This is a genomic window from Sphaerochaeta sp., from assembly GCA_022482495.1.
In the GTDB taxonomy this organism is placed as follows: domain Bacteria; phylum Spirochaetota; class Spirochaetia; order Sphaerochaetales; family Sphaerochaetaceae; genus RUG023.
Map to the genome: position 1 here is coordinate 182,073 of JAKVPA010000003.1, position 25,739 is coordinate 207,811.

The following is a 25,739-nucleotide window of genomic DNA, read 5'->3' on the forward strand; positions in this document are numbered from 1 at the left end:
GTTATCTCCCGTTTCCTCGCCGTTATTTGGCGTTCTTCCAAATTTCCTTGAACGTATGGGTACGTCCGCAGTAGGCACATTCAAACTGGTTGTCCTTGGTACGGTAGAACATCGCCGGAACCCCTTCGCACTCAGTGGGATTGGAGATGCACGCCTCGTTGGAACACTGCAGGTCATCAAAGTTGTAGATGCGGGGCGGCATATGAAGCCGGTACTTGCGTACCACCTTGCCATCCTTGACGATGTTCAGCGTACACCCGGGAGCGACGGCAGCCAAGCGTTTCAGGTCTTTCCTGTCCAGTTCCGGCGCGTCAGGACGGAAAATGATTCCCTTGTAGGTCTTCTCCTCCCCTTCTTTGTGTCCGTTTGACACCCACTCCCCGCCTTTGGATTCATCCAGGTGGAGCACCCTGCTGATCAACCGCATGTGGTCCCGTATCTCCGACGGGCTGTCCCCCCGGCAGATATGGTCGATGACGATGCCATTCTTGATGGGGTGCACACCTTCGCTGACCATCTTCTCCTTCACCGGATGGCGTGAGAGATCCACCTGAACGATGTAATCCTCCTCTTCCGATGTGTCCGGAGCAACGGGAGGCACATAATCCCCGCCGATCTGGCCGGCGATCAAGGAGAGCAGGCAGATGCGGACATACATCCCGTTGATGGATTGCCGCTCCCACGCGTTCAGCGGCGTGTTGTCCAGGAACGTCGGGATGGTCGGATGGAGTTTGTGCCGGGGAAGCGGATGGTAGAATTTTGTACCGGGAAGCAGTTTGTCCATGAATTCCTTGCGGAACGTGATGGCAGAGCGGAGCATGTCCGCTTTCTGCAGGATCTGCTCGCCCATCCGCTCCAGTTGCGGCCGGGTGAAGTACCACATGGCGCTGATGTCCTTCTGCGCCAGGTATTCCTCGATGGAACTGAAGACGCGTACGGTGAATCCATTCTCCTCCATCTTGATGCGGTAGTTGTCCGGCATCTGCAGCTCCGGTGGCGCGATGAGATCCACCTTGACGTGGGAGAACAGTTTCAGGCCATCCGCCTTGGAGTGGACGGTCCGGCCGTGGAACAGATCGCCAACCAGGGCGATGTGCAGGTCGTCATAGTCAAATCCGTTGTCTTCCAGGATGGTGAACTCATCCAGCAACTCCTGGGTGGGATGCTCATGCCGGCCGTCTCCGGCGTTGACGAACGCTGGGGTGTACGGCAGTCCGTTGCGCTTGGCGTAGGCGCTGCAATCCTCCTTCAGCCAGCGGCAGAGGCCTTCCACCTTGCTGCGGATGATGAAGATGCAGTTGTGGTATCCGGCAAGCGTATGGAACGTATCGGCGAAACTCTCCCCTTTGTTGATGGAGGAGACGGTGGTGTTCAGTTCGTTGACCTTCACCTGGAGAAAATCCGCCGCGTTGCGAAAACTCTCCTTGGTGCGGGTGCTGTCTTCCAAAAACACCTCGTAGATGCCGAAATCCGGCTGTTTCACCCGATACCGGTCCATCGTGGCCTCATCGTTTTCCTGAATCGCCTTCTTCAAGGTGCGTACTTGTCCAAACAGGTACTTCCGCTCGTCGATGGTGAGATCAGAGATCTCGCACAAGGACCGTGACGCAAACAGATTGCTTTCCGCCATACGCTTCGTTCCTCCAAAAAAAAGGGGAGTCGGAAAAAACCGGCTCCCTGACATTTCATCTGAAATGGAAACAGACACCCTGCAATGGTATCCGCACAACATCACACCATCCGCCCACGTCTGTCTCCTTGGACGCTACGGTACCAAGAACAAGGAAGATTGTCCAGAGGATCAGTGCCCTTTTCCACCTTTGGCGGAGGGATCCTTCTCAATGGCATTCAACCCAGCAAGGCTGTCAGGATCATCATGCATCGTCGCGCTGGTGTGAAGCGAATGCATCAACGGATTGTATACCGGCGTCTCGAACTGCTCTTCCGGCATTCCCTCGGGGAACGCCAACGGAGCCGTCCCAAGTGCCCCCTTGACGCTGCTTCTTGCTTTCACATCCTTCCGATACCGTATCTTGTACCAACGGGAAGTATGTCTCTGTTGGGGAGTACCATCACCATAACCGTAGCCATACCCTTTGCCGTAGTAAGAGTACGCATAGGAACCATACCGGGAACTTCCGTTGGCGGAAACCAGCGCGGAGCGTCCGCAGGCATTGAGCACCGTTCCGGAAATACGAATACTGGCGGAATTGAACGTGTCGATCAACTCACGTAATCCGCTCTTTGTGGTTACTTCAGAACGGACAACGATCAACATACCGTCAACCAGATTGCCAATCGTGAGAAGTTCGGACGCATGGAGCAGCGGAGGTGCGTCAATGATAATGTAATCATACAGTTTCTCCAGTCCCTGCAACGTTTCCTTCATGGCGGGATTGGTGTAGATGGCCGACGGAACCAACGGCTTGGTGCCGCTGGGAAGCAGATGCAGGTTGGGGATATCGGCGATGGGTATGAGAATGACCTTGTCCAAGGTCTCCTGCCCCATCACGACATCCACCATTCCCTTGACATCCTTTGGATCAAGCTTGAAGAACGGCATCAAACTGGGGAGCCGGAGGTCACCATCAACCAGCAACACTTTTTTGCCCATTTCCGCCAAGGATACGGCAATGTTGGTGATGATGGTGCTCTTTCCTTCCGCCATACCGCAACTGGTGATGGACAGCAGTTTTCCCGTTGGTTTGTTGGTGTAGAACAGATTGGCGATCAACTTGAACCGTTCCGCCTGGAAGGAAAGCGGTTGGTTGTACACCACCAGCGTAGGATATTTGGACTTCTGGTTCGGAAGGAAGAACGGTATCCATGTCAGCATCGGGATGTCCTTTCCCTGCGTTTTCTTCAACTCTTCAATGGTGGAAATCGTATCATCCTGGGAGTTGATCAACAATGCAAGAAGGACGCCGAACGCCAATCCGAGCAGAGCGGAAACAGCGAGAATCGACATCTTGTTTGGCTTGACCGGTTTGATCGGCATGGACGCCGCGTCAATCACCGTGACGTTACTGTTGACGGCCGCCTCCACCAGTTTGGTCTCCTGCAGCATATCCCGAAGTTTCAGTCCAACCGACTCATACACCTTCACTTCCCGTTCCAGATCAGCCAGCTGGGTCTGCAGGTCAGGGAGTTTGGAAAGTTCATCGCTGTATACTTTTTCTCGACTCTGCAACACGGAAATCAATACTTCCGTGGAGAGAAGTTTGGACACCGACTGATAATAGGTGTCCGCCCCTTTCACGCCACAGATCACCCCGATCCGATCCAGAATCTGCTTTTTCACCTGGAGGATTGAATTGTTCAGGTCGTTGGTCCGTGTTTGCGTCTGGGTGGTTCTGCTGACGGCAGCGGCGTTCATGCCGAGCACCGTACCGGTGCCACCGGCGTTGGCGCTCCCGCTGATGTTCAGCGCTGCGACCGCCTCATACATGGTCAGCTCTTCCTGCAGATCATTCAGGCGACCCAACAACGAGGTGATCTCTTTGTCCTGCTTGATCTCCTCTACCGTCGGCAACGGAGTGGAGAATGCGGATGCCCATCCCTTCTGGAACTGCGCGATGCCGATCTGCGCTTCCTGATACTCCATCTGCAACGGTTCAAGCTTCATCTGGTAGTACACGTCTCCACTGACCAGAAGCGAGGTTTTGTCGGTCAGCTGGATGATGTCACTGGCTTTGCGGAAATTCCCCAGCGCATCGGTCGCCTTCTTCAATTCGGCATCGTTCTCCGGAATCTGGTTTTCGATGAACTGCCGTTGGGCGCTCTTGGAATTCCGTGCGATATCGGTGAGGATCACATCATAGCTGCGGCACAGTTTCTCGGTGAAATCATGGGCGAACTGGGGATTACTGTCGGTAAAGGTCAATTTGACCAAGTTGGTGTCCTTCACCGTGGTGACGGTCAGACGCTTTTTCAGCGACTCCACCGCTCCCGGACCACCAAGCACCGTAGGATCGCTGTACGGAATACCGTCATGGTTGAAATATGAACTCAAATCGAGTTGATCAAGAGTACGTTGGATATTCAATGAACTGGAGAGCAATTCCGTTTCCGTTGCGATCTTTTTCGTCCCATTGGAAAAACTTTCCGAAAGCAGGCTGTCCATTGTGGAACTTTCCTGAATGGGGTTGACCAGAATCGTCGCTGAGGATTCGTACTGGGGAATAGCCGTCATCACATAGGCGATCCCTATACCGACGACGATCAGGAAACCGAAGATACACCATCCGATATACTTCTTCAGAATGCCAAAAAGTTCAGAGAGGGAGATGCCTTCCTCTTCATATGCCATGGTATTGTTTTCTTGTTCGTTCATGTTCCGCCTATTGCAAACTGCTTACGCCTTTGTATGTCAACACCGAATAGTACAGGATCGACAGAACGGAACTCACCAGACCGATGACCGCTACTGTTGGCGCGAGATCCCTCACAAAGGTATTCTCTTTCACCTTGACGCTGTACTCCTTCCCCACAATCGAATCCGAACGCATCTTGTTTCCACTTCCATCCGTCACACTGACGGAAATCGGTTTGTAGGCATCCGTGGTGACGCCTCCCGCAAGGGCAATGTAGTAATCCGCCGTCTTGTCCGGGACATACGCGTACGGTACCCGGCCGGGTGACCGCCCCGGTGACGGTGACAAAGCGCTGCGCGAACGGAATGATCAGTTGGTCGTTCGTCTGCAAGACCAACGGCTCACTGGTGTCCATGCCGGAAAGCATGCTCTTGAGATTCAGCGTCTGTTTTTTCCCGTTGCGAATAAATGACGCGTGCTCATAGTCGCTGGAGGTCATCAACCGTCCCTGCAGGGAACGAACCATCTGCTGGAGTGTTTCCCCAGGATAGAACTGGTAGAAAATCCGACCACTGGCCTGTCCGACAATCGCCGTTGAGGTTGTGGCGTCATACGCCTCGTCACTCCGAATGGCGCCTTCAATCGTCACGCTTCCTGTTGTCTGTTCGACAGAATCAACGATTACCTGGTCATAGGAGACAAGTGAACTGTCCCTTTCCAGAAGATCGACGTACTCGGCGTTCCATTGCGAGGTATTGCCGTCAAACCGTTGAACACGAATCCGCTGGATATCCGCTCCCGGCATCAGGCCACCACCATAGGTGGTCACCAGATCCTTCAGGTTCTCACCGGAGAGCAATTGGTAGGTTCCTGGACGGAACACACGGCCGGAAAGCGTCACGATACGATCGGCGCGCCCCACCGTCACCACATCACCCGCCTTCAGGAGCGGGTCCTGGGTAAGATCGCCTTTGCGAAGCGCCCTATAGAGATCATACTGGCGTTCCGTTCCATCCAGAGACTTGACAACCACATCTCTGCTGGAAGCGAAATTGGTCGCGTCGGATACCACGGAGGAGAGACGGGACAACCCCCATGCCGGATACGAACCTGTGGAATTCACCTCACCCTTCACCGTAACAAAGAACGAACCCGTTCCCGTCATCGTCAGTTGGGGATTTGAAAACGCAAAGTATGTCCCCACCAGCGCAAAGATTTTTTCTTTCAGTTGGGGCAGCGTCATACCTTTGGCGTCAATTGTCCCCATGGCAGGAATATCCACCGTGTAATTGCTGTCCACCTGAAGATCGGTGACGATACGGTTGACACTATCCGTGTAGGAAAGCCGGAACGTGTCCCCCGGGGTAATCGGATATGAAACATCACTGACGGCCATGAGAATCCGCTGCTGCAATTCCGTCGCCGTTCCTGAAAAAGTTTGTACGGTCGTTGACAACCCAAGTTGTTCAGAGAAAGTCCCAAATGGTATGATATCCACAGCTGTACCGGTCGTTTCACTTCCGTACAAAGGAGAACGAACCACCAACCCCACAGGCTGGTTTGCAACGGGGGAGGCTGAAAACAGAGGCACATAGGCCCACATCAAAAACACAGCGAAAAAAAGAATTTTCTTTCCTTTCATCGGATATCCTTTAGGCTTTCAAAGAAATCGAGACTTTTACCATAACCCTTCTTTACCGGATTAACAAGTATGTCACCCTACCCAATTCCGAATGGTAAACGTCACTATCTCCTTACTTCAAAACTACTTACTTACGTAAACAAATAATAAAGCTCATTTTTCAGTTTTCCCAAAAGTCCGCTTCTCTTTATCAATACATCACATATACAAACGGACATGAAGAAAAAACGTTTTCTTCCTCTGCTCCAAGCATCATCTGGCAAACAATTCATTCCATCACACGGTATCATCCCCTTCTCCTTCACCCATTTGACGACACCCCTCAGCTTTTCGGGGTGGAATACCAATGCTCTCCCGTCATGAAAAAAAGGGTGCTGGAGACAGAATCCCAGCATCAATGATACCCATACAACTCAGGAAACAACTGCGCGTTCCAAAGGTTGCATATTTCTCTCTTCATTTTGTTTTTTCATCACATGAAGGCGCAAAAACATTCACATAACGTCAATATCCACTACTGACAAATAGGTTTGTTTTTTTCTAAGCTTATAACAATATTGTTTTGACAGAGGAGGTTTGTCTCCTCTATAATTTGAACCGTCTCGTGCAATCGTTTCTGAAGGAGAAAGAAATGAAGAAACTGACCGTCGTGATGCTTATGTTGGCATTGGTCTGCTCAATCGGATTCGCCCAGGGCGCATCCGAGAGCACGGCGCCCGCAAAGACGGAAGCCCAGCCGCTGAAGGTTGGATTCGTCTACATCGGTCCTGTCGGGGACATGGGGTACACCTATGTGCATGACCTTGGGACGAAGAAAGCCGAAGAATACTTCGGGAACAAGATTCAGGTCATCCGCATGGAAAGCGTTCCCGAGAACGAACAGAGTGAACGAGCCATGGAGCAGCTGCTTGATGAGGGCTGCAAACTGATCTTCGCCACTTCGTACAACTATCAGCAATACATGCTCAACGTCGCCAACGCTCATCCCGAGGCGTATTTCGAGCACTGCTCCGGCTACCTGAAGAACGACACGAACATGTCGAACTACTTCGGAAGAATGTATCAGATCCGGTATCTCTCCGGTATGATCGCCGGCAAGATGTCCCCCACCGGCAACATCGGATACGTCGGCGCGTTCAATACTCCTGAGGTTGTCCGTGGCATCAACGCGTTCACCTTGGGCGCACGCAGCGTCAACCCGAAAGCCACCGTTACCGTGGTTTGGACCAACACATGGTATGATCCTTCCTTGGAACGCCAGGCGGCCGTCGCGCTTCTGGACAAGGGCGTTGATTTGATCGCCCAGCACCAGGACACCACCGAGCCTGCGAAAGCGGCTTTGGAGCGTGGCAAGTACGCCATCGGCTACAACGCTGATTTCCGCGCCGTCCTGAAGGACGACAACGTGCTCTGCTCTCCGGAGTGGGATTGGTCCAAGTACGTGATCCCCGCCATCCAGAGCGTCCTTGATGGGAAGTTCGTTTCGCAGGCCTACTGGGGCGGTTCCGCCGAGGGCATCGTTTACCTTTCCGAGATTTCTCCGAAGGTACCTGCTGACTTCCAGGCCAAAGTACAGGCCAAGGCGGAAGAGCTGAAGAAGGGTACGTTCGACGTCTTCTGGGGCAAGCTGACCGACAACACCGGTGCGGTTCGCCAGAATGATGGAGAGAAGATGAGCGATGACAAGATGCTGACGATGGATTGGTTCGTCGACGGAGTCATCGGTTCCGTGAAATAACCAAGCTTTTCCACGAAACAGGGGTGCAGGCCGCCCCTGTTTCTTTTTCTTCGCCGATATCCGGCTAAGGACCCAGAATGGAACAAAAAATCGTCGTTCAGATGGTGAACATCACCAAAAAGTTCCCCGGTGTGCTCGCCAATGACCAAGTGAATCTGACCCTGCATCAAGGAGAGGTGCTTGCGCTTCTCGGAGAAAACGGTGCGGGAAAGAGCACGTTGATGAACATGCTCGTCGGCCTGTACCGGCCGGATGGCGGGGAGATTTACATCAACGGCAAACGGGCGGACATCCGAAATCCCCAGGATTCCATGGCACTGGGCATCGGCATGGTCCACCAGGAATTCATGCTGGTAGGGAACATGACCGTCGCGGAGAACATCATTTTGGGCATCAAGGATCTGCCCGTCGTACCTCCGCTGGACGAAATCAAACGAAACATCACCGCCATTTCGGACAAGTACGCATTGTCCGTCAACCCGAACGCCTATATCCAGGATCTGACGGTGGGAGAACAGCAACGGGTTGAGATTCTCAAACTGGTGTACCGTGGTGCGAACATTCTGATCCTTGATGAGCCAACCGCGGTATTGACCCCTGGAGAAAGCCGGGAACTGAATGAAATTCTGAAGAAAATGCTCGCTGAAGGAAAAGCGCCATCTTCATCACCCACAAAATGGACGAGGTGCTGGAGTTCAGCGATACGGTGCAGGTCCTCGCAGAGGCACGTGCATCAATGTCGTCCCCACCAAGAGCATCAAGCGCATCCAAGATCTGGCCAACATGATGGTAGGCCGTGATGTGCTGTTCACGTTGGACCGCGGTCCCCTACAAACCGACGGATGTGCGGCTGGAGACGGATCATCTGACCATCAAGAAGGTTGGTTCCGACCGGAACGTTCTGGAAGATGTCTCGCTCCAGGTGCATGGCGGAGAAATTCTTGGCATCGCGGGAGTGGCGGGCAACGGCCAACAGGAACTGACCGAAGCAATCACCGGGCTGAGGCACGTGACTGGCGGAACAGTGAAGATCAACGGGAAGGACATGACCAACCACACTCCCCTTGAGATCATCAAGGCAGGCGTCTCCCATATTCCCGCCGACCGCGGGAAAATGGGGATTGTCGGGGATATGAGCGTTGGCGAGAACCTCGCCATGAAAAAATACCGGACCGACGAGCTTTCCCATCACAAGGTGATCAAACGTGGGTTGCTCCGCACCTTTGCCGACCGACTGATCCGCATCTTCACCATCAAGACACCCACCCAGGATACGTCGGCGAAGTTCCTCTCCGGCGGCAACATCCAGAAGTTGATCCTTGCCCGGGAAATTGACAGTTGCGGCGGCATTCTGATCGCCGTGTATCCGTCCCGCGGCCTTGACGTCGGCGCGACGGAGGCGGTGCGGCAGAACCTGATCAAACAACGGGATGGCGGGGCCGCCGTTCTGCTGGTCAGCGAGGAACTGGAAGAACTTCAGATGGTAGCCGACCGTATCGCCGTGATGTTTGAAGGAAAAGTGATGGGGGTGCTGGACGTGAAGGACGCGACGACGCAGAGAATCGGACTGATGATGACCGGTGTGCAGGGAGGTGACGCATGAGATTGGTGCTTGAGAAGCGCAACGAACGTTCATCCAAGATGACGTTGTTGGTGCCGATCGTCTCCCTGTTGGTCTCGTTCCTCCTTGGGGCCATCGTCCTGAGAATCAGCGGCGCCAGGCCGTTGGATGCCTATGCCGCAATGATCCGCGGCGCGTTCGGCTCGAAGACCAAATTCCAATACACCGTTCGGGAAGCCATTCCGATTTTGATCTGCGGACTCGGCGTGGGCATCGCGTTCAAGATGAAGTTCTGGAACATCGGCGCCGAAGGCCAGTACGTGTTCGGAGCCATCGGCATCACCTGGGTGATGCAGTTCTGGACGGGTGTTCCCCATTCCCTGCTGCTCCCCGTCGGATTGGTGATGTCCATTCTGTTCGGCGCGTTCTGGGGTGGCATCCCCGGCGTTCTGAAAGCCCAGTGGAAGGTGGATGAGAACCTCACCACCTTGATGATGAACTATATCGCCATCGGTATCGCCGAATGGCTGTACATCAACAAGTGGAAGGCGCCTCGGGGCAACATGGGGACGGTGATGTACCCCCCGTACGGATGGCTTCCCTCCCTGTGGGGCAAAATCTCCTACGGTTTGATCTACGCCCTGATCCTCGTCTTCGTCATGTACTTCATCATGTACAAGACGCAGTGGGGCTTTGAGCTGAACATGATCGGCAAGAATCCGTTCGCTGCCCAGTGTCAGGGCGTATCCCTGAAAAAGAACATGATCATCGTGATGTTGATCTCCGGAGGCATCGCCGGTTTTGCCGGCGGTCTGCAGTCGGCGGGCGTGATGCACCAGCTGACAAAAGGAATCGACAACGGATATGGGTTCACCGGCATCATCATCGCCTGGATGGGAGGGCTGAATCCGTTCGGTTCCATTCTCGTCTCCCTGTTGATGGCGGCGTTGAAGACGGGAAGTGACGCGTTGAAGATCATGAACCTCTCCGCGTCCATCGGCGACGTGCTGCAGGGCTTGATCCTCCTGCCGCTTCTCGGCGGCTCGATCTTCACTGATTATCGGCTTCGGTGCATCAGGACCAAAGAAAAGGAGGCCACGGCATGAACACGATCAATTTCATCACCAATCTGCTGGCCGTCACGCTGGCCATGGGCACATCACTGACCTACGCCACGCTCGGCGAGGTCTTCACGGAAAAGAGTGGCATCCTTAACCTCGGCATGGAGGGCGTGATGCTGATGGGAGCCCTCAGTGGGTTCGCCACCGTCTACTTTACATCCAGTCTGGCGCTGGGAATCCTCGTCGCCATGCTTGCCGGCGCGGCACTCTCGATGATCCATGCGTTCCTGACGATCACCATGCGGGCCAACCAGGTGGTTTCCGGTCTTGCCATCACGATGTTCGGCACCGGACTGGCGAACTATCTGGGCGAGCGGCTCGGACCGGCGACCAACAACTACAACCTGGCCGGCATGAACCTTCCCACCCGGTTTGAGAACCTCACCATCCCTGGGCTGTCCCGGATCCCCATTCTGGGCGCGCTGTTCAACGTCACCCTGCTCACCTACTTCCTGTACCTGCTGCTGCCGCTGGCCACGTTCTTCATGTACAAGACGAAGTATGGGATGTCGCTGCGCGCCGTCGGGGAAAATCCCCGCACCGCCGCGGCGATGGGAATCTCCGTCCCCAAGGTACGGTACCTGTACACCACCTTGGGTGGGGCGCTCGCAGGACTGGGCGGAGCGTGTCTGTCACTGGCGTTCACCCCCAGCTGGAACAACAACATGACCGGAGGCAAAGGCTGGATCGTCATCGCCCTGGTGATCTTCTCCGGATGGAACCCGGCCAAGGTGGCCATCGGGACGCTGGTGTTCGGCGGCATCACCAGTCTGCAGTTCAGCTTGCAGGCGGCGGGATTCAAGATGGTCATTCCGACGCAGTTCCTTGCCATCGCGCCGTACTTCATCACCATCGTGGTGCTTGCCGCGATGACGATCATCAACCAGAACAAACGGGGCAGTTTCGCGTCCCCATCCGCCCTGGGCACCTCGTTCGCCATCGACGACAAATGAGCGTTACGGCCGCGGAAAACCCGCGGCCGTACTGTCCCGCTTGCCTCTTTTCCTGTTTTTTCGCATCTCTCAGGAAGGAGGACCTATGAAAAAAGTCCAATTATTCTATCAACCGGGTTGCCCGTACTGCCGGGCGGCATTGAAATGGATTGACGAGACACGGAAAGAGAAGCCGGAGACGGCCGACCTTCCCATCGAAATGATTGATGAAATCGAACAACCGGCCTTGGCCGATACCTACGACTACTACTACGTCCCGACGTTCTATGTGGATGAAAAGAAAGTCCATGAAGGCGCCTGCACCAAAGAAAAGGTACAGGCCATCATGATCGACGCATCCGCACAATGACTTCGTGGACCTTCCCGTCCCCCAGGACGGGAAGTTTTGTATTCGCTTTCTTGCCGTCCAACGTGACGCTGGCCACTCCCTTCTCCACACCGTCCGGGTTGTCCACGACGATGTGATAGCTGGCGCCACGCCAGAGCCGGGTGATCTCGAAGTGTTTCCAAGGAGCCGGGACGCAGGGATCGACCACCAGGCCATCGAAGTCGGGACGCACGCCCATCAGGTACTGGCTTGCCGCGTACATCGCCCAGCTGCTGGTGCCGGTGAGCCATGAATTCTTGGCTTCCCCCGGCTTTTTGGCGTAGGTTGAAGCAACCATCTGGGCGTAGGCGTATGGCTCAAGCCGATGGATTTCACTACGGTCCTCCCCATACCCCGGCGTGATCTTCCGATAGATCTGATAGGCATGCCCACCATGTCCCAGCATCGTCTCCGCGATGATGATCCATGGATTGTTATGGCAGAACACCCCGCCGTTCTCTTTGTAGGAAGGAGGATACGAGCTCACCTCGCCCAGTTCCTTGTGGTAGATCTGATACGGGGGATCGAGGAGCGAGATGCCCCAGGGGGTCTCCAAGCGGAGTGCGACGCTCTCCAGCGCCTTGGAGGCATAGCCGTTCTCCAGCCCGATGCCGGCCATCACGCACATTCCTTGGCTCTCGATGTAGATCTGCCCATCGGTGTTCTCATGGCTCCCCACTTTGTTTCCGAACGCGTCATAGGCGCGGAGGAACCACTTCCCGTCCCATCCGCTCTCCAGCACGGCGCATCGCATCGCCTGGGATGAACGCAGGGCGAACGCCTCCTCGTCCATCAAGCCTTCCCTACGGCAGAGGTACCGGTAATCATCACTGACGGCGACGAACAGGCCTGCGATGAACAGCGATTCAGCCTTGCCACTCTCAAAATTGGCCGTCGTCTGGAACGGTTCTCCCGGTTCCTCGCTGAAACAGTTCAGGTTCAGACAATCATTCCAGTCGGCACGGCCGATGAGCGGGAGCCCATGCGGCCCCAGGTTGTCCGTCACATGGTGGAACGAACGGACCAGGTGGTCGGACAGCGGCTTCGCCTTTTCCAGGTTGTTGTCGTACGCCACCATCTCCTTCAGGATGGAGAAATCCCCCGTCTCCTTCACGTATGCCGCCGTCCCGTAGATCAACCACAGGGGATCATCATTGAACCCGCTGCCGATGGCGTTGTTGCCCCGTTTGGTCAGCGGCTGATACTGGTGGTACGCCGATCCGTCTTCCTTTTGGGTGGCTGCGATGTCCAAAATCCGCTCCCGCGCCAGGCGGGGGAGGATGTGGACGAAGCCCAACAGGTCCTGGCTGGAATCACGGAATCCCATGCCCCGTCCGATGCCGCTCTCAAAGTAGCTGGCGGAACGTGACATGTGGTAGGTGACGATGCACTGGTACTGGTTCCAGATGTCCAGTTCCCGGTCAAACATGGGATCCGGAGTCTTCACCTGGAAATGGGACAGCAGAGAGTCATAATACGTTTTCAGCTGGTCCATCGCCTGGTCGAACTGGGCGTCGGTGGAAAAACGGGCAGCCAGCTCCTTCGCTGGTTTCTTGTTGATGACATTCTCCTTCTCCCATTTCTGGTCTTTCTCCAGTTGGACGAATCCCAGCACGAAGAGGAGGGAGCGTTTCTGGCCCGGTTCCAGGTGAATCCGGATCATGTGCGATCCAACGGGGGACCAGCCCAGCGCCAGGGAGTTGGAGGCGCACCCCTTCTTCGGGACCTGCGGTTCCCCGAAGCCGTTGTACAGGCCGATGAACGATTCCCGGTCGGTATCGAATCCGTCGATGGGGGCATTGACCGCATAGAACGTGTAGTGCCGCCGCCGCTCCCGATACTCCGTCTTGTGGTAGATGACCGACCCTTCCACCTCCACCTGCCCGGTGGAATAGTTCCGCTGGAAATTGGTCATGTCATCCAACGCGTCATACAGGCAGAATTCCACAAACGAGAACAGCGTGAAATCCACCGGCGTATCCGTCTTGTTTTCCAGAAGCAAACGGGTCACTTCGGCATCGGCGCCCAGCGGGACCAGGCTGGTCTGGGTGGCGGAGAGTCCGCCACGCTCCCCATGAATGATGGTGTACCCCAGCCCATGCCGACACCCATAGGAGTCAAGCTTCGCCTTGACCGGCATCCAGCTGGGAGTCCACAGGTCTCCGCCATGGTTGATGTAGAAATACTGCCCTCCGGCATCCGTCGGCACGTTGTTGTACCGGTACCGCGTCAGGCGGAGCAGTTTGGCGTCCTTGTAGAACGAATACCCTCCTCCCAAGTGGGAGATCAGGGTAAAGAAGTTTTCCTGCCCAAGATAGTTGATCCAAGGATACGGCGTATCCGGCCGCTCGATCACATATTCCCGTTTTTCGTCATCAAAGAATCCATAGCGCATCTGGTGCCTCTAGTTAGTTCGAACACTGTACGAACAATATAACACACTTTTGGGGTTTTGCCAGCAAAATCCGCTCAACCTTCTTCCAAAACCCGAAGAATTTCCGGAAGGAGCTGTTTTTTCCTCGACAGCACCCCGGGAAGGAGGAATTTGTGGTCACTCTCCTTGGTATAGGCAAGCTTTGGTTCATACCGGGAAAGGCCATCTGAAAGCAGCACGCTGTTTTCGTGGACGACGTCGGTGATCATCAACAGGACGAAATCCAGCTTGTTTTCCTGCCGTACCGTCTCCAGAGCGCCGAACAACGCATCCTTGTATTCGTCCACATCAGAGAGCGTGGTGACTTCGCACTGCCCGATGCCAAAGTGTTTGCCGTTCTCCTGGTACTCCTTGAAATCGGTCTGCACCAGTTTCAGCGGATCCCTCCCTTCCAACGTCGCGCCGGTGGAGAACATCTCATTGGCGAACCGTTCAAGACTCTCCACATTCCCCACCCTGCACAGCAACTTCACCGCCGCCCGGTCCACGTCGGTCGTCGTCGGACTCTTCAGGATGACGGTGTCGGAAATGATGCCGGAGAGCAACACCTTGGCGACATCCGGGGGGATGTCCACTCCGAGGCGTTGGTACAACGTGGTGACGATGGTGCAGGTGGATCCCAATGGATCGCAGAGGATGTAGATCGGATTGGGGGTCTTCAGGCTTCCCATCCGATGATGGTCGATGATCTCCATCAGTTCCGCTTCCTCCACCCCGGGGATGCTCTGTTCCCGTTCGTTGTGGTCCACCAGGATCACTTTCGTCCGAGGTCGTTCCAGAAAGCATCTGCGGGTGACGAATCCGATCCACTTCCCTTCCTGGAAGACCGGCATGCCCCGATACTTGCTCGCCGCCAGCATGTTCTTCGCCTCATCAAACAGCATGTCCCCGTCAAGGTGGGGAGGATCCTCGTCCATCAGTTGGCTGATGGGCACGGAAAGCCGGAGAAGCCGGAGCGTCTCGCTGGTGTCCTCATCACTCACGTATACAGAACCATCATACGAAGAGAAGTCCACATCCGCCGTCATTCCTTTCTCCACGCCGGTGATGATGATGCAGGCCACATGCCGTTCCATCGCCTTGCGGATGTGTTCTTCCCGGTCCCCCACCACCAACAAGGTATGCGGACCGTCCAACGCTTCCAGATACCGGCTGAAGACGGCGAACCGCATCGCTCCGACAACGATCGGGCCTTCAAACGTATTCACCTTTCCCCGATGGAGAAACCGTCCTCGCACCACCTTGGGGATATTGTCGATGACGATGTGGTACTCCGGCCGTTGCCCGCTGTTCTCATGGAGGAAATACCGGTTGACCTCATCCACGGAAAGCATTCCCTTGAACTCGCCTTGTTCCAGGACACTCACCGCCGACGGCATTTTGGAAAACAAAGGGATCAACTGGTAGACGGGATCATGAATGTCAAGGCACGGCTCGCCGCGACGCACCACGGTGGAGAGCCGGCACCGCACATCCTTCAGATAGGCGGGCGGCTGGATTCCGATCCGCTCAAACTGCGCCTTGGTGGCGTCATTCAGGTTTCCGCACCGGACTGGGATGTACCGGTTTTCAGGGTTCAGATGGTTTTTCAGATAGGCATAGGCGTATGCGCTGCACACGCTGTCCATATCCGGGTTACGATGCCCGGTGATGAAGATGTCAGCCATGGGAAAACACTCCTTTTCCTCCATACTACTCCCGTTTCTTCTTTTCAGCCAACCGAATTTGCGTTACCTTGACAACTGGAGGAACGAGAGATGAAGAAAGTCGTCATCGCCAATGACCATGGAGCGGTGGAGCTGGCAAAACGGTTGGCCGACCACCTCAGGGGACGGGGATATGAGGTGAACCATTTGGGCGTGTTCACCGAGGACTCCGTCGATTATCCGGACATGGCGAAGAAGGCGACGGATGAGTATCTGAAAGGGGGATACGACTTCGGCATTGTCTGTTGCGGAACCGGCATCGGGGTGTCCATCAGCGCCAACAAAGTGGACGGCATCCGGTGCGCCCTGCCGCAGAACATCTACGCCGCCGAAAAGGCGAAACAGCACAACAACTGCAACTTCATCGCCTTCGGGGGAAGAATCGCCTACCAGGAAGATCCGGTGAAGATGCTGGACGCGTTCGTCGACGCCACGTTTGAAGGCGGCAGACACGAACGGAGGGTGGAGAAGATCATGGCGCTGGAGAAACACTGGTAGGAAGCCGGTGGTCGCGGTACGTCCCCACCAGATAGAAATCATCCACCATCAGATCGAAGTACAGGCTGACCTGCTGGGTGTACATGTTCAACGCGATGGTAAACGACAGGAACCGTTCCCGTTTTCCCAACGACGGGGATCCCGCCATGATCGGAGTGAACGACACAAGCAGATGGGTCAGCGTGTATCGTCCTTCCGGATTGAACCGGGAGAACCCGATGCCGCCACCCAGCATCATGTTGAAGCCCATGCCGGCCACATCGGTTCCACTGTTGCGGAATCCAAGCAGGGAACGCTGAACCAAGAACTGCATTTGTGGCGCATCGGCAAAGAACCGGGGGATCACCTCGCTGGTGGCAACCACGTCAAACTCATAGAACGGAGAGAATCCCATGGTGATGCCATACTGGATGGAAACCTGGGACGTATCATACTGCTTCTCAAAGACGTGGTCCCGCGTTCCCAGCGTAATGCCAAAATCAAACGCGCCGATATCCCCGGCCCAGAGGGCGGAAGCGACAACGAGAAGCACGATGGACAACCAAATACGACGCTGCTTCATAGGAACAGGAAGGTGAACCGGAACAGGGCCACCCCCCACCTCCATCCGGTGGAATCATAGGTGAAAAACGGGCTGAGCGCCTCGTACAGGAAATCAGGCTGACTGAATTTGATCGGACTGGCCGTCAGGTACAGGGTCGCCCGGAATTGTTCATCCCACCGCATCTGTACCCCCACTCCGACGGACGGGTCATAGGCGATCCTGTTGTGGGCGACAAACCAGAACGGATGGTTCAGCGTCCGAAACAGGTCGGCATCCAGAACCAGGGTGGTTGAGGTGACGGAAAGCTGTCCCTCGGGATTCTCCCCCACACTCGTCTGGAGCGTCACGGCAGGATTGAGGAACTCCCGTTCCCAAGGCTGGTACACCAATCCCAACGTTCCGGAACGATACGACGTCGTGATCCGTTGCTCTCCGCCATACGAGACGGAATAGCCGAAACTCCGCGCGAAAACCGGCAAGACGCTGAAGAGGATTAACAAGGAAAGCATCACCAAGCGTTTTCTCATCTCAGCCTCCCACGGTCATCATCAGATGCATCAGATACCGGTCCAGCGTCCGCCATTTGGACGCTTCTTCGGGAGAGACCTCCACCGCGCCATCGTACAGCTTCTGGAAATGCCGCTGGGCTTCCTGGGCGATCTGGGGATCATCCACCACCATGGCGGACTCATAGGAAAGCGCCATGGAACGGTAGTTGAAGTTGCTGGAACCGAAGACCACGTACCGGCCATCGACCACCATCAGTTTCTCATGCAACAATCCCAAATCCGTCTGTTCCGTCTCCAAGGCGCATCTTCACACCCATCTGGAGGAGCGGCAGATACATCCAGCGGTCCGCCGTACGGGGGTCGTAGGAGATCACCATGGAAACCTCCACACCCCGGGCGATCGCGTCGGAGATGGCTCTCTTCATGTTTTCGTCCAACGCGGGAAGGAATGGCAGGATTTCGATGCGCTCCTTGGCGCTGGCGATCAAGGCGCCGTATGTCTCCGCCAGCGTATTCTTTCCCGGGACCTGGTTAATGAACCAGGCATCCAGCGTCGGGGAATCATCAGGGAATTCCTGTGGAACAGGAAACGCGTCAGGGGCGATCCGATCCCAGCTGTACGTATTCCACCAGTCAGTGAACCAGGTGAGGAATTCCTTGATGGCGATCGGGCTGTGGAACTCATACATTGTGTCCCGCTGGAGATCCTTCCCTTTCGCCCCGATGGAAATATAGTTCAGGTTCATCCCACCGATGGCCATCGTCTCTCCATCGATGATCACCACCTTCTGGTGGTATCGGTACAACAGGTTGCCCAGGCTGGTCAGCCGGGAGGTGCTCATCGGACTGAATTCCAGGAAATGGACCGGCGTATCGTTCAGATACACGAGCGGCACCAGATGATAACGGCTCTCCGTCATGTCAAACAGCCCGATGCCGTCCACCAGGAAATAGACCGGCACGCCTTCGTTCGCCTTGGCGACGATCGTCTGGTACAGTTCCCTGCACTCCTCGCTGTCGGAGGCAAGAAAGGAGGTAAGCACCACATACTTCTTCGCTGTGGAGACCAACTGGATGACCCGCTCCATCCACGCGTTGCCATCGCGGTATACCGTCGGTTGGGAAATCGGGGTTTTGGTCAGTCCGATGGCATCCATTTTTTCCTCTACCGGCACGGAAGGATCGGAATACGGGGCCTTGAGCATGGAACGGGTCGAGGCGCATCCGGTCAACAGGACGACGCACAGGAAGACGACAACTTTTCTCATGACTGCTCCAGAACGAAGGGATGGGGGAGCAATTCACCGAAGCGGTAGACGCGATGGATCATGCCGTCAATGGAGAACAGATGCACTTCCGTCTCAGGCCGGGAGAACTCGGAGAGTACCTGGAGGCACTGGGCGCACGGGGGTGCCGGAGGATTGTCATCGGAGACGACCACCAACAGATCGATGCCGATGACCCCTTCCTGGGCGATGGCCGAAAGGATGGCGTTCCGTTCGGCGCAGATCGTCGCGCCATAGCTGCCGTTTTCCACGTTGCATCCCTGATAGATCCGTCCCGTCGCGGCGCTGACCAGCGCGGCACCCACAGGGAAATGGGAATACGGACAGTAGGCATGCTTCCACGCCTGCTCCGCAGCTTTCCGGGTCAGGGAAACCAACGTCTCATGATCCTGAAGCGGTTTGGAGGGGACGACCAACGAATGGCCATAGCGTACCGCTTTGGCCGTTCCCCGCAATGAAGAAATCGCCGTGGCGAATGCTTCGGGAGTATGAAACGCTTGGACGGCCTCCAATGAGGAGATGATGAAATCCGCAGTCTCGGCGGTTTTCGCATCCACATACGACGTAACCGCCCCGGTGACGAATCCGGCCTGTTTTGCCTCTCGGATTCCTTCCTCCGTTCCTTCCACCACCAGGCAGTCGGATACATCCAGCCCCAGGCCGGCTGCGATGAACCGATGCAGATCCTTGGCGCGAACCGCTTCCTGTGCCGCGACCAGCCCGCTGGACGGCACGGAGAACGAAAGGGCCTTCAACGTCAGGAGGGCCACCACCTTGTTCTGCCGGCAGACCGGCATGATCCTTATTCCCGCTTCCTGACAGTGTCCGATGAACGCCCGGGCTCCGGGATCCAGCGCCAACGTGCCACAAAGACCGGCGTAGGTGGTGTTCAGCATATCAGAGACAGGGGACACGATCCAGCGAGAGATGCCGGCTCAAGGCAATCCGCCGTACCATCACTTCCATACGGATGACGAAAGAAAGCTCATCGTCCTGAAGCGTGACGGAAAAGAGGTCCTGAAACAACCGACGCACACATTCCTGATACAATGGATAGGTGTCTGCCAAGACCCCGTCCATCGCAAGCAAAACTCCCCGCATGGCTTCAACTCCTTCTGGTATGGTACGGATTTTTCCTCCAAACGACAACAGGTTTCCCCACATCAGGGGAAACCTGTCTTTCCAAGGCGCAACGATCTCAGTGCATCATCGTCGTCAGATGCGCCGGTTCCCCTTGGGCGATGAATTTGCCATTGCCAGGAATCCCCAGATAGATGGAATCCCCCATCACCAGGCGACCACGGTTGTAGGTGAACTTCACCTTGCCCAGCACTTGGACGCCTTCATACGGGGTATATCCCGCCGCGCTATGGGTGCTTTCCTTGCTCAGCGTCCATGCCTCATCCGGATCGAACAGGACGATGTCCGCGTCGCTTCCCACCTTGATGGCCCCTTTGCGGGGATACAGACCAAACGCTTTTGCCGGTCCGGTGGACAGCAGGTTGACCACCTGCTGGAGCCCGATCTTCCCGGAATGGGCGGCAAAGGTATGTACCAAAGGAAGCAACTCCTCCGTTCCCGGGATACCCGGATAGATGGTGCGGCAATCCTTGCTGGAAAGTTTCTGCTCCCGGGTGAACGAGCAATGGTCCGTCGCGATGACCTGTATTTCCCCGTTCAACACCGCCTGCTGCAACGCCTCGTTGTCTTCCTTGTCCCGAAGCGGAGGCGTCATCACATACAGGGCGCCATCCGGACCTTCCAGCTTGCTGCGGTCCAAGAACAGGTACGTCGGCGTCGTCTCCACGATGATCCGCGTGCCCATGTCACGAAGCTTGCGCACCATCTCCAGACCTTTCTTGCTGGAAAGGTGAACGATGTACAGCGGCATCTCCAGATCGTGGGCGATCATGCCGACCGTTTCGATCCCTTTGGCCTCCACCTCGCTGGGGCGGAGCACGGCGTGTGCGGGAGGATCATACGGCCCTTTGTACGATGCGTTGATCTTCTGGATCATGGCGTCATCCTCGCAGTGGACGCAGATCATCATGCCCAGCTTCTTCGCCAAGGCGAACACTTTCCTCAGTTCCTCTTTCTTCTCCACCATGTACCCGACGTTCTTGTACGTGGTGAACATCTTCAGCACCCGGACGCCCCGATCCTTCAGATCGGACAGTTCATCCTCCAGCGTGTCCCGCCAGGCGTACACCCCTTGGTGGATGGAGAAATCGATGGCCATCTCCTTGTCCATCGCTCCGATCCGCTCCGAGGCGCACTTTTCCAAATGCCCCTTCTTGTCATCATCGGCGAAATCAATCACCGTGGTCACCCCGCCGAACGCGGCGAGCTGGCTTCCCTCGACGAACGAGTCAGGCCGTCACCGTACCCCGGCTGACCAGATGATAATGGGTATGGGCGTCAATCAGGCCGGGAAGCAGGCACAGCCCGTGGGCGTTGACGATCTGCGTGCCGGCAGGCACCTCCGTCTCGTCAATGTGCGTCGAAATATGGGTGATTTTCGATCCTTGTACCAGGACATCGGCGTGCCGTGTCCATTCGGTATCCACCAAAAGTCCATTTTGAATGAGTAGGTTCTGCATGTTTCAAGTATAGCATAGGAATCCCGAAGCGTGTATCTCATCAGGCACCATACGAGCCATCCAAACGTCCAACAACGGTATGATGGGGGCATCCGTGGATCCATGCGGGATCCGCAGTGCCCTTCTGGATGATCTCCTTGATCGTCTTGGCAAGTTTGTCCAGCGTCTCCACGCTTTCACTCTCCGTCGGTTCGAACACCAAGGCTTCCTCCACAGAAGCGGGGAATCCCAGTGTCGGTGGGTGGTAGCCCCGCTCGATCAACGCCATGGCGATGTCCCGGGCGGAGATGCCGTATCGTTCCTTCAGGCTTTTGCAACTGACGACGAACTGGTGCATGCACCGATCGCCGAACGGAAGATCGAACTGGTCTTTCAACAAGGAAAGCAGATAGTTTGCGTTCAGCACGGCATGGGCGCTCGCCGCCCTTAGCCCATCACTCCCCATCCGAAGAATGTAGACGTACGCCTGGGCCAGTACCAGGAAATTTCCCCAGAACACGCAGCTCTTGCCGATGGTGCGGTCCCCGGTCCAATCCAGCGCATAGGTGTTCTCCGTCAAAACAATGTCCGGTTTGGGGAGGAAAGGAACCAGCTCATCACTGACCAATACCGCCCCAGCCCCGGGACCGCCACCCCCATGGGGAGCGGCGAAGGTTTTCTGCAGGTCCAGATGCACCAGGTCAAAGCCCATGTCCCGCACCGTCGCCATTCCCATCAAGGCATTGAAGTTCACCCCGTCGTAGTACAGTTTCCCTCCGGCCTGATGGACCATCGAGGCGATGGATCGGGTTTCCGTTTCAAACAGTCCCAGCGCATTGGGATTGGACAACACCACGGCGGCGACCGACGCATCCAATTGGGTGGAGAGATCCGACCGGTCCAGCTGGCCCTTGGGGGTCGTCTTCACCATCCGTACAACGAATCCCCTGCATCGCGCGGCTTCTGATTCGGCGGGAGAGGCAACGTCACTCACCAAAACGGTGTTTCGTTCCGTCTGGTTTTGGGAACGCAACCACGCCCGGATGACGTTCAGCCCGATGCACGTGCCATGGAGGGCGGAACAGGCTTGGAGCGTACCCCAACGCATTCCGGTAATGGACGACAGGTCTTCCAGAAGGTTATACATCAACGACAGGCACCCTTGGGTGGAAGCGGTATCCTGCATGGGATGCATCTGGGTAAGGGACGGCATGCCATCCACCGTTTCCGATACCTTGGGATTGTACTTCATCGTACAGGCGCCCAGCGGGTCGATCCCCTCATCCACCCCGTAGGACAGGTTGGACAGCCGGGTGAAATGACGCACGACATCCAGTTCGGAAACCTCGGGCAACAGCGCCTTTGTGGTTCGCACCAGATCTGCGGGAAGCGGATCCACCGTCTTCTCGAATCCACGGGGAAGGTCCATCGGTGGGAAACTGTACGCTTTTCGTCCTGGCTTGGACAGTTCGATCAAAAGTCGTTCACTCATCTGAGCACCCTCCGCGCGGCGGCAAGATAGGTTTCCATCTCCTCCCTGCTCCGTTTTTCCGTCACGGAGACGAGAAGCACCAGCTCATCCTCCGGCTGATGCGTCAGCGCCTGGAGCCGCACCCCGGCGAAGAGACCCTCGTTGCGAAGCTCCTGGATGTATTTGCGCATCCGCTTGGCGTCATGGAACCGCAAGGGGAACTCACACCAGAATGGATGATCCCAGGCAAGCTCCACACCTCCCAGTTCGGCAAGATTGGATTGCAGGTAATGGGACTTGACGTAACACTGCCACGCGGCGTCCTTCACCCCTTGCCATCCGACGAGAGAGAGATAGACGGTCGTCCTCAATGCCGCCAGGCTGTTGGTGTCCGCATTGGTATGGGATGCAAGGACAAACGCCCGTTTTCCTCGTTCATCCTTGGTTTGTCCGACGACCACCCCCGGGAGAAAGGCGGAAAGCGGTTTCGTCACGGCAAGGTATCCGCAGGAAGGACCGCCGAACGACATGGGAAGGCCGAACGGCTGGGTGTCCCCGACGGCGATGTCGGCACCCCATTCCCGTTGGCTTTTCTGCAGTCCCACCGACATGGGGTCGGAGGAGACGCACAACAGCGCCCCCGCTTTATGCATCGTTTCGGCCACAGAGGTATAATCCTCCAGAAAGCCATACCGGTTGGGGCTCTGGACCAACACCCCGGCCACGTCATCCGAAAGCGCGGATTCAAGAGAGGAAAGATCACACAGCCCATCGGCTTGGGGGAGCATCACCAGAACATGGTCGGTGTGGGAAGCCCACGTTCTGAGCACGGACAAGGCAAACGGATGGATTGTCGGGGAGACCAACAACGTATGCCGTCCCTTTCGTGCCGCAAGACAGATGCCTGCGGCTTGGGTGAGCGCGTTGGCCGCATCATATGTCGAGGCGTTGGACGCGTCCATCCCGGTGATCTGGCAGATCATGCTCTGGAACTCAAAGAACACCTGGAGCAATCCTTGGCTGATCTCCTCCTGGGAAGGCGCGTTTGCCGTCAGGAACGAGGGAAGATGGGATATGGCGTCCACCGCAGCCGGGATGATGTGGTCGTAACATCCCGCCCCGAGGAACGGCACGCCCCGCTGATTGCGCGTCCCGATGCTCTCCAGCATCCGGATCACCTCGTCTTCGCTTCGTCCTTGGCTGATCGGCACGCTGTCGGAAAGGAGAATATCCTCCCCTACGTCCCGATACAATTCCTCGATGCTTCCCGCTCCGATGGCGTCCAGCATCGCCTTCCGATCCTCATCAGTATGCGGAATATACGGATATACCATACAAATCCCTTCCCCTCTTCACATAAAAAACGCCGTCGAAACACCGACGGCGTCACATTACCATATCATCCGATGCACCCCTTTTGAGGGTTCATCGCGTTCTGCGCATCGCACTGTTTTCCCTGTGTTTCCATGCAATCACCGGGATTGCGGATCCTCAACCAACGGGAACTGTTCCTGCAGGAATGAGAGGTCAAGGTCGGGATACAACGGGAAGCGCTTGAGCAACGCTTCGATCCGGTCGTACGCTTCCTTCTTCGCCGCGGGATCAATGTGCGCGGTGCTCTTGGATTCCTGACCCGCCTTCTCCCCTTTGGCAAGGATTGCCGGACGGCTGTGCTTCAACACCAGGGCGATTACATCGGCGATCTCCTTCATCTCCGGTTTTCCCATCCCCAGCGTGGTGACGGCCGGCGTTCCGATGCGCAGCCCGCTGGTGTACCACGGTCCATTGGGATCGAACGGCAACGCGTTGCGGTTCAGCGTGATGCCACACTCGCGAAGCGCGCCTTCCGCCTGTCTGCCGTTCAGCCCGAACGGACGGACATCCAGCAACATCAGATGGTTGTCCGTTCCATCCGTATCAAGCGGGATTCCCTGACGCATCAACTCATCGGCAAGGAACTTGGCGTTGTCCACGATCTGCTGGGCGTACGTCTTGAACGACGGATCCAACGCTTCGGTCAGGGCGATGGCTTTGGCGGCCATCATCTGGGGAAGCGGACCACCGATGACCAGCGGACATCCTTTGTCCACGCTCTCCGCGTACTCCTTCTTGCACAGGATCATGCCGCCACGAGGGCCGCGAAGCGTCTTGTGGGTCGTCGTGGTGACGACATCAGCCCACGCCACGGGATCATACGGGCCGGTGAACACCTTTCCCGCGACCAGGCCTGCGAAATGGGCCATATCCACCATGAAGGTGGCGCCCACCTTGTGGGCGATCTCGCTCATCCGCTTGAAGTCGACCTTCCGGGGATATGCGCTGTAGCCGGCGATCAAAATCAACGGCTTGATCTCCATCGCCATCTTCTCAATGGCGTCATAATCCAGCAACTTGGTCTTCTCATCCACCGTATAGCTGTAGGCGTCAAACATCTGCGCAGAGACGTTCTGCCGGTATCCGTGGGTCAGGTGCCCGCCGGAATAGTAGTCAAGCCCCAGAATCCGCTGGTTGCCCAACTTGGCGCGGATCTTGTTCCAATCCTCACGGGACAGGTGGGAGGGGTTGGTCACTCCCAACTCCTCAAACGCCGGCATCTGGATGCGGGTGTTGAGGATTGCCCAATAGGCGCAGAGGTTGGCGTCGGCGCCGCTGTGCGGCTGCATGTAGGCATGCTCCGCGCCGAACAGCTTGCACGCCTGTTCGTCGGCGAACGCCTCAATGGCGTCCACATTGTCGCATCCGGCATAGAACCGATGATACGGATACCCCTCGCTGTACTTGTCCGTCAGCAGGTTGCCCATGGCGCATTGCACGGAAAGGGAGGAGAAGTTCTCACTGGCGATCAACTTCAGATGGGTACGTTGGTCGGCGAGTTCCTGGACGATCCGTCCCGCCACAAGCGGCGACACCTTCGCCACTTCTTCCAAATTCGCGACATAAGCCACCATTGCGGCCTTGACGTCCTTGTTGCCTTCCAGATATGCACGCAACGCATCCATTGCCATCACCTCTGTCAT

Annotated in this window: 23 protein-coding genes; 7 read left to right on the forward strand and 16 right to left on the reverse strand. The window is 56.3% G+C overall.

Going from position 1 to position 25,739, the window contains the following annotated elements; translation table 11 throughout:
• Positions 1-22: 22 nt before the first annotated feature.
• From pyrB to LKE28_05005, 3 genes are all read right to left on the reverse strand, one after another.
• Positions 23-1,630, reverse strand: a complete 1,608-nt coding sequence (gene pyrB / locus LKE28_04995; GenBank protein MCH3907603.1) for an aspartate carbamoyltransferase — start codon at positions 1,628-1,630, stop codon at positions 23-25.
• 171 nt (positions 1,631-1,801) lie between these two features.
• Positions 1,802-4,333: a polysaccharide biosynthesis tyrosine autokinase gene (locus LKE28_05000; protein MCH3907604.1), complete on the reverse strand. Its 2,532-nt coding sequence runs from the start codon at positions 4,331-4,333 to the stop codon at positions 1,802-1,804.
• Complete coding sequence (locus LKE28_05005; GenBank protein MCH3907605.1) at positions 4,330-5,727, reverse strand: SLBB domain-containing protein; 1,398 nt, start codon at positions 5,725-5,727, stop codon at positions 4,330-4,332. The genes LKE28_05000 and LKE28_05005 overlap by 4 nt, the downstream gene beginning before the upstream one ends.
• A gap of 859 nt (positions 5,728-6,586) precedes the next feature.
• Here LKE28_05005 and LKE28_05010 point away from each other — a divergent pair.
• The 6 genes from LKE28_05010 (at position 6,587) to LKE28_05035 (ending at position 11,677) form a co-directional block, all read left to right on the forward strand.
• A complete protein-coding gene (locus LKE28_05010; protein MCH3907606.1) occupies positions 6,587-7,693 on the forward strand; it encodes a BMP family ABC transporter substrate-binding protein in 1,107 nt (368 codons plus the stop codon).
• A gap of 77 nt (positions 7,694-7,770) precedes the next feature.
• Positions 7,771-8,493, forward strand: a complete 723-nt coding sequence (locus tag LKE28_05015) for an ATP-binding cassette domain-containing protein (GenBank protein ID MCH3907607.1) — start codon at positions 7,771-7,773, stop codon at positions 8,491-8,493.
• Positions 8,493-9,296, forward strand: coding sequence for an ATP-binding cassette domain-containing protein (locus tag LKE28_05020; protein MCH3907608.1), 804 nt, complete (start codon positions 8,493-8,495; stop codon positions 9,294-9,296). Before LKE28_05015 ends, LKE28_05020 begins: the two co-directional genes overlap by 1 nt.
• Positions 9,293-10,360, forward strand: coding sequence for an ABC transporter permease (locus tag LKE28_05025; protein MCH3907609.1), 1,068 nt, complete (start codon positions 9,293-9,295; stop codon positions 10,358-10,360). The genes LKE28_05020 and LKE28_05025 overlap by 4 nt, the downstream gene beginning before the upstream one ends.
• Complete coding sequence (locus tag LKE28_05030) at positions 10,357-11,328, forward strand: ABC transporter permease (GenBank protein MCH3907610.1); 972 nt, start codon at positions 10,357-10,359, stop codon at positions 11,326-11,328. Before LKE28_05025 ends, LKE28_05030 begins: the two co-directional genes overlap by 4 nt.
• Positions 11,329-11,413: 85 nt before the next feature.
• Complete coding sequence (locus LKE28_05035) at positions 11,414-11,677, forward strand: thioredoxin family protein (GenBank protein MCH3907611.1); 264 nt, start codon at positions 11,414-11,416, stop codon at positions 11,675-11,677.
• Here the strand turns inward: LKE28_05035 and LKE28_05040 are convergent.
• The gene (locus LKE28_05040; protein MCH3907612.1) at positions 11,652-14,090 is read right to left on the reverse strand and encodes a glycosyl transferase; all 2,439 of its coding nucleotides are present in this window, start codon (positions 14,088-14,090) and stop codon (positions 11,652-11,654) included. The two genes, LKE28_05035 and LKE28_05040, sit on opposite strands and share 26 nt — an antisense overlap.
• A gap of 74 nt (positions 14,091-14,164) precedes the next feature.
• Entirely contained in the window at positions 14,165-15,796 is a 1,632-nt protein-coding gene (locus LKE28_05045; protein MCH3907613.1) for a putative manganese-dependent inorganic diphosphatase, read from the reverse strand.
• Between the two features lie 90 nt (positions 15,797-15,886).
• Between LKE28_05045 and LKE28_05050 the strand changes: the two genes are divergently transcribed.
• Positions 15,887-16,333 (forward strand): RpiB/LacA/LacB family sugar-phosphate isomerase, encoded by a 447-nt coding sequence (locus LKE28_05050; GenBank protein MCH3907614.1) that lies wholly within the window; start codon positions 15,887-15,889, stop codon positions 16,331-16,333.
• On the opposite strand, the gene LKE28_05055 is transcribed toward LKE28_05050, so the two are convergent.
• From LKE28_05055 to LKE28_05105, 11 genes are all read right to left on the reverse strand, one after another.
• Positions 16,308-16,895 (reverse strand): hypothetical protein, encoded by a 588-nt coding sequence (locus tag LKE28_05055; protein ID MCH3907615.1) that lies wholly within the window; start codon positions 16,893-16,895, stop codon positions 16,308-16,310. The genes LKE28_05050 and LKE28_05055 overlap by 26 nt on opposite strands.
• The gene (locus LKE28_05060; GenBank protein MCH3907616.1) at positions 16,892-17,404 is read right to left on the reverse strand and encodes a hypothetical protein; all 513 of its coding nucleotides are present in this window, start codon (positions 17,402-17,404) and stop codon (positions 16,892-16,894) included. Before LKE28_05060 ends, LKE28_05055 begins: the two co-directional genes overlap by 4 nt.
• A gap of 1 nt (position 17,405) precedes the next feature.
• Positions 17,406-17,663, reverse strand: a complete 258-nt coding sequence (locus tag LKE28_05065) for a phospholipase D-like domain-containing protein (GenBank protein MCH3907617.1) — start codon at positions 17,661-17,663, stop codon at positions 17,406-17,408.
• Complete coding sequence (locus LKE28_05070) at positions 17,647-18,654, reverse strand: phospholipase D-like domain-containing protein (protein MCH3907618.1); 1,008 nt, start codon at positions 18,652-18,654, stop codon at positions 17,647-17,649. The genes LKE28_05065 and LKE28_05070 overlap by 17 nt, the downstream gene beginning before the upstream one ends.
• Positions 18,651-19,568: a cytidine deaminase gene (gene cdd, locus LKE28_05075; GenBank protein MCH3907619.1), complete on the reverse strand. Its 918-nt coding sequence runs from the start codon at positions 19,566-19,568 to the stop codon at positions 18,651-18,653. Before cdd ends, LKE28_05070 begins: the two co-directional genes overlap by 4 nt.
• A gap of 1 nt (position 19,569) precedes the next feature.
• On the reverse strand, positions 19,570-19,773 hold the full coding sequence (locus LKE28_05080; protein ID MCH3907620.1) for a hypothetical protein: 204 nt from the start codon (positions 19,771-19,773) through the stop codon (positions 19,570-19,572).
• A 97-nt stretch (positions 19,774-19,870) separates the two neighbouring features.
• The gene (locus LKE28_05085) at positions 19,871-20,992 is read right to left on the reverse strand and encodes an amidohydrolase family protein (GenBank protein ID MCH3907621.1); all 1,122 of its coding nucleotides are present in this window, start codon (positions 20,990-20,992) and stop codon (positions 19,871-19,873) included.
• Between the two features lie 49 nt (positions 20,993-21,041).
• Positions 21,042-21,272 carry a hypothetical protein gene (locus LKE28_05090; GenBank protein MCH3907622.1) on the reverse strand — a complete coding sequence of 77 codons (231 nt, stop codon included), beginning with the start codon at positions 21,270-21,272 and terminating at the stop codon, positions 21,042-21,044.
• 40 nt (positions 21,273-21,312) lie between these two features.
• Entirely contained in the window at positions 21,313-22,743 is a 1,431-nt protein-coding gene (gene gcvPB, locus LKE28_05095; protein MCH3907623.1) for an aminomethyl-transferring glycine dehydrogenase subunit GcvPB, read from the reverse strand.
• Entirely contained in the window at positions 22,740-24,056 is a 1,317-nt protein-coding gene (gcvPA, locus tag LKE28_05100; GenBank protein MCH3907624.1) for an aminomethyl-transferring glycine dehydrogenase subunit GcvPA, read from the reverse strand. Before gcvPA ends, gcvPB begins: the two co-directional genes overlap by 4 nt.
• 138 nt (positions 24,057-24,194) lie before the next feature.
• On the reverse strand, positions 24,195-25,727 hold the full coding sequence (locus tag LKE28_05105) for a glycine hydroxymethyltransferase (GenBank protein ID MCH3907625.1): 1,533 nt from the start codon (positions 25,725-25,727) through the stop codon (positions 24,195-24,197).
• Between the last annotated feature and the right edge of the window lie 12 nt (positions 25,728-25,739).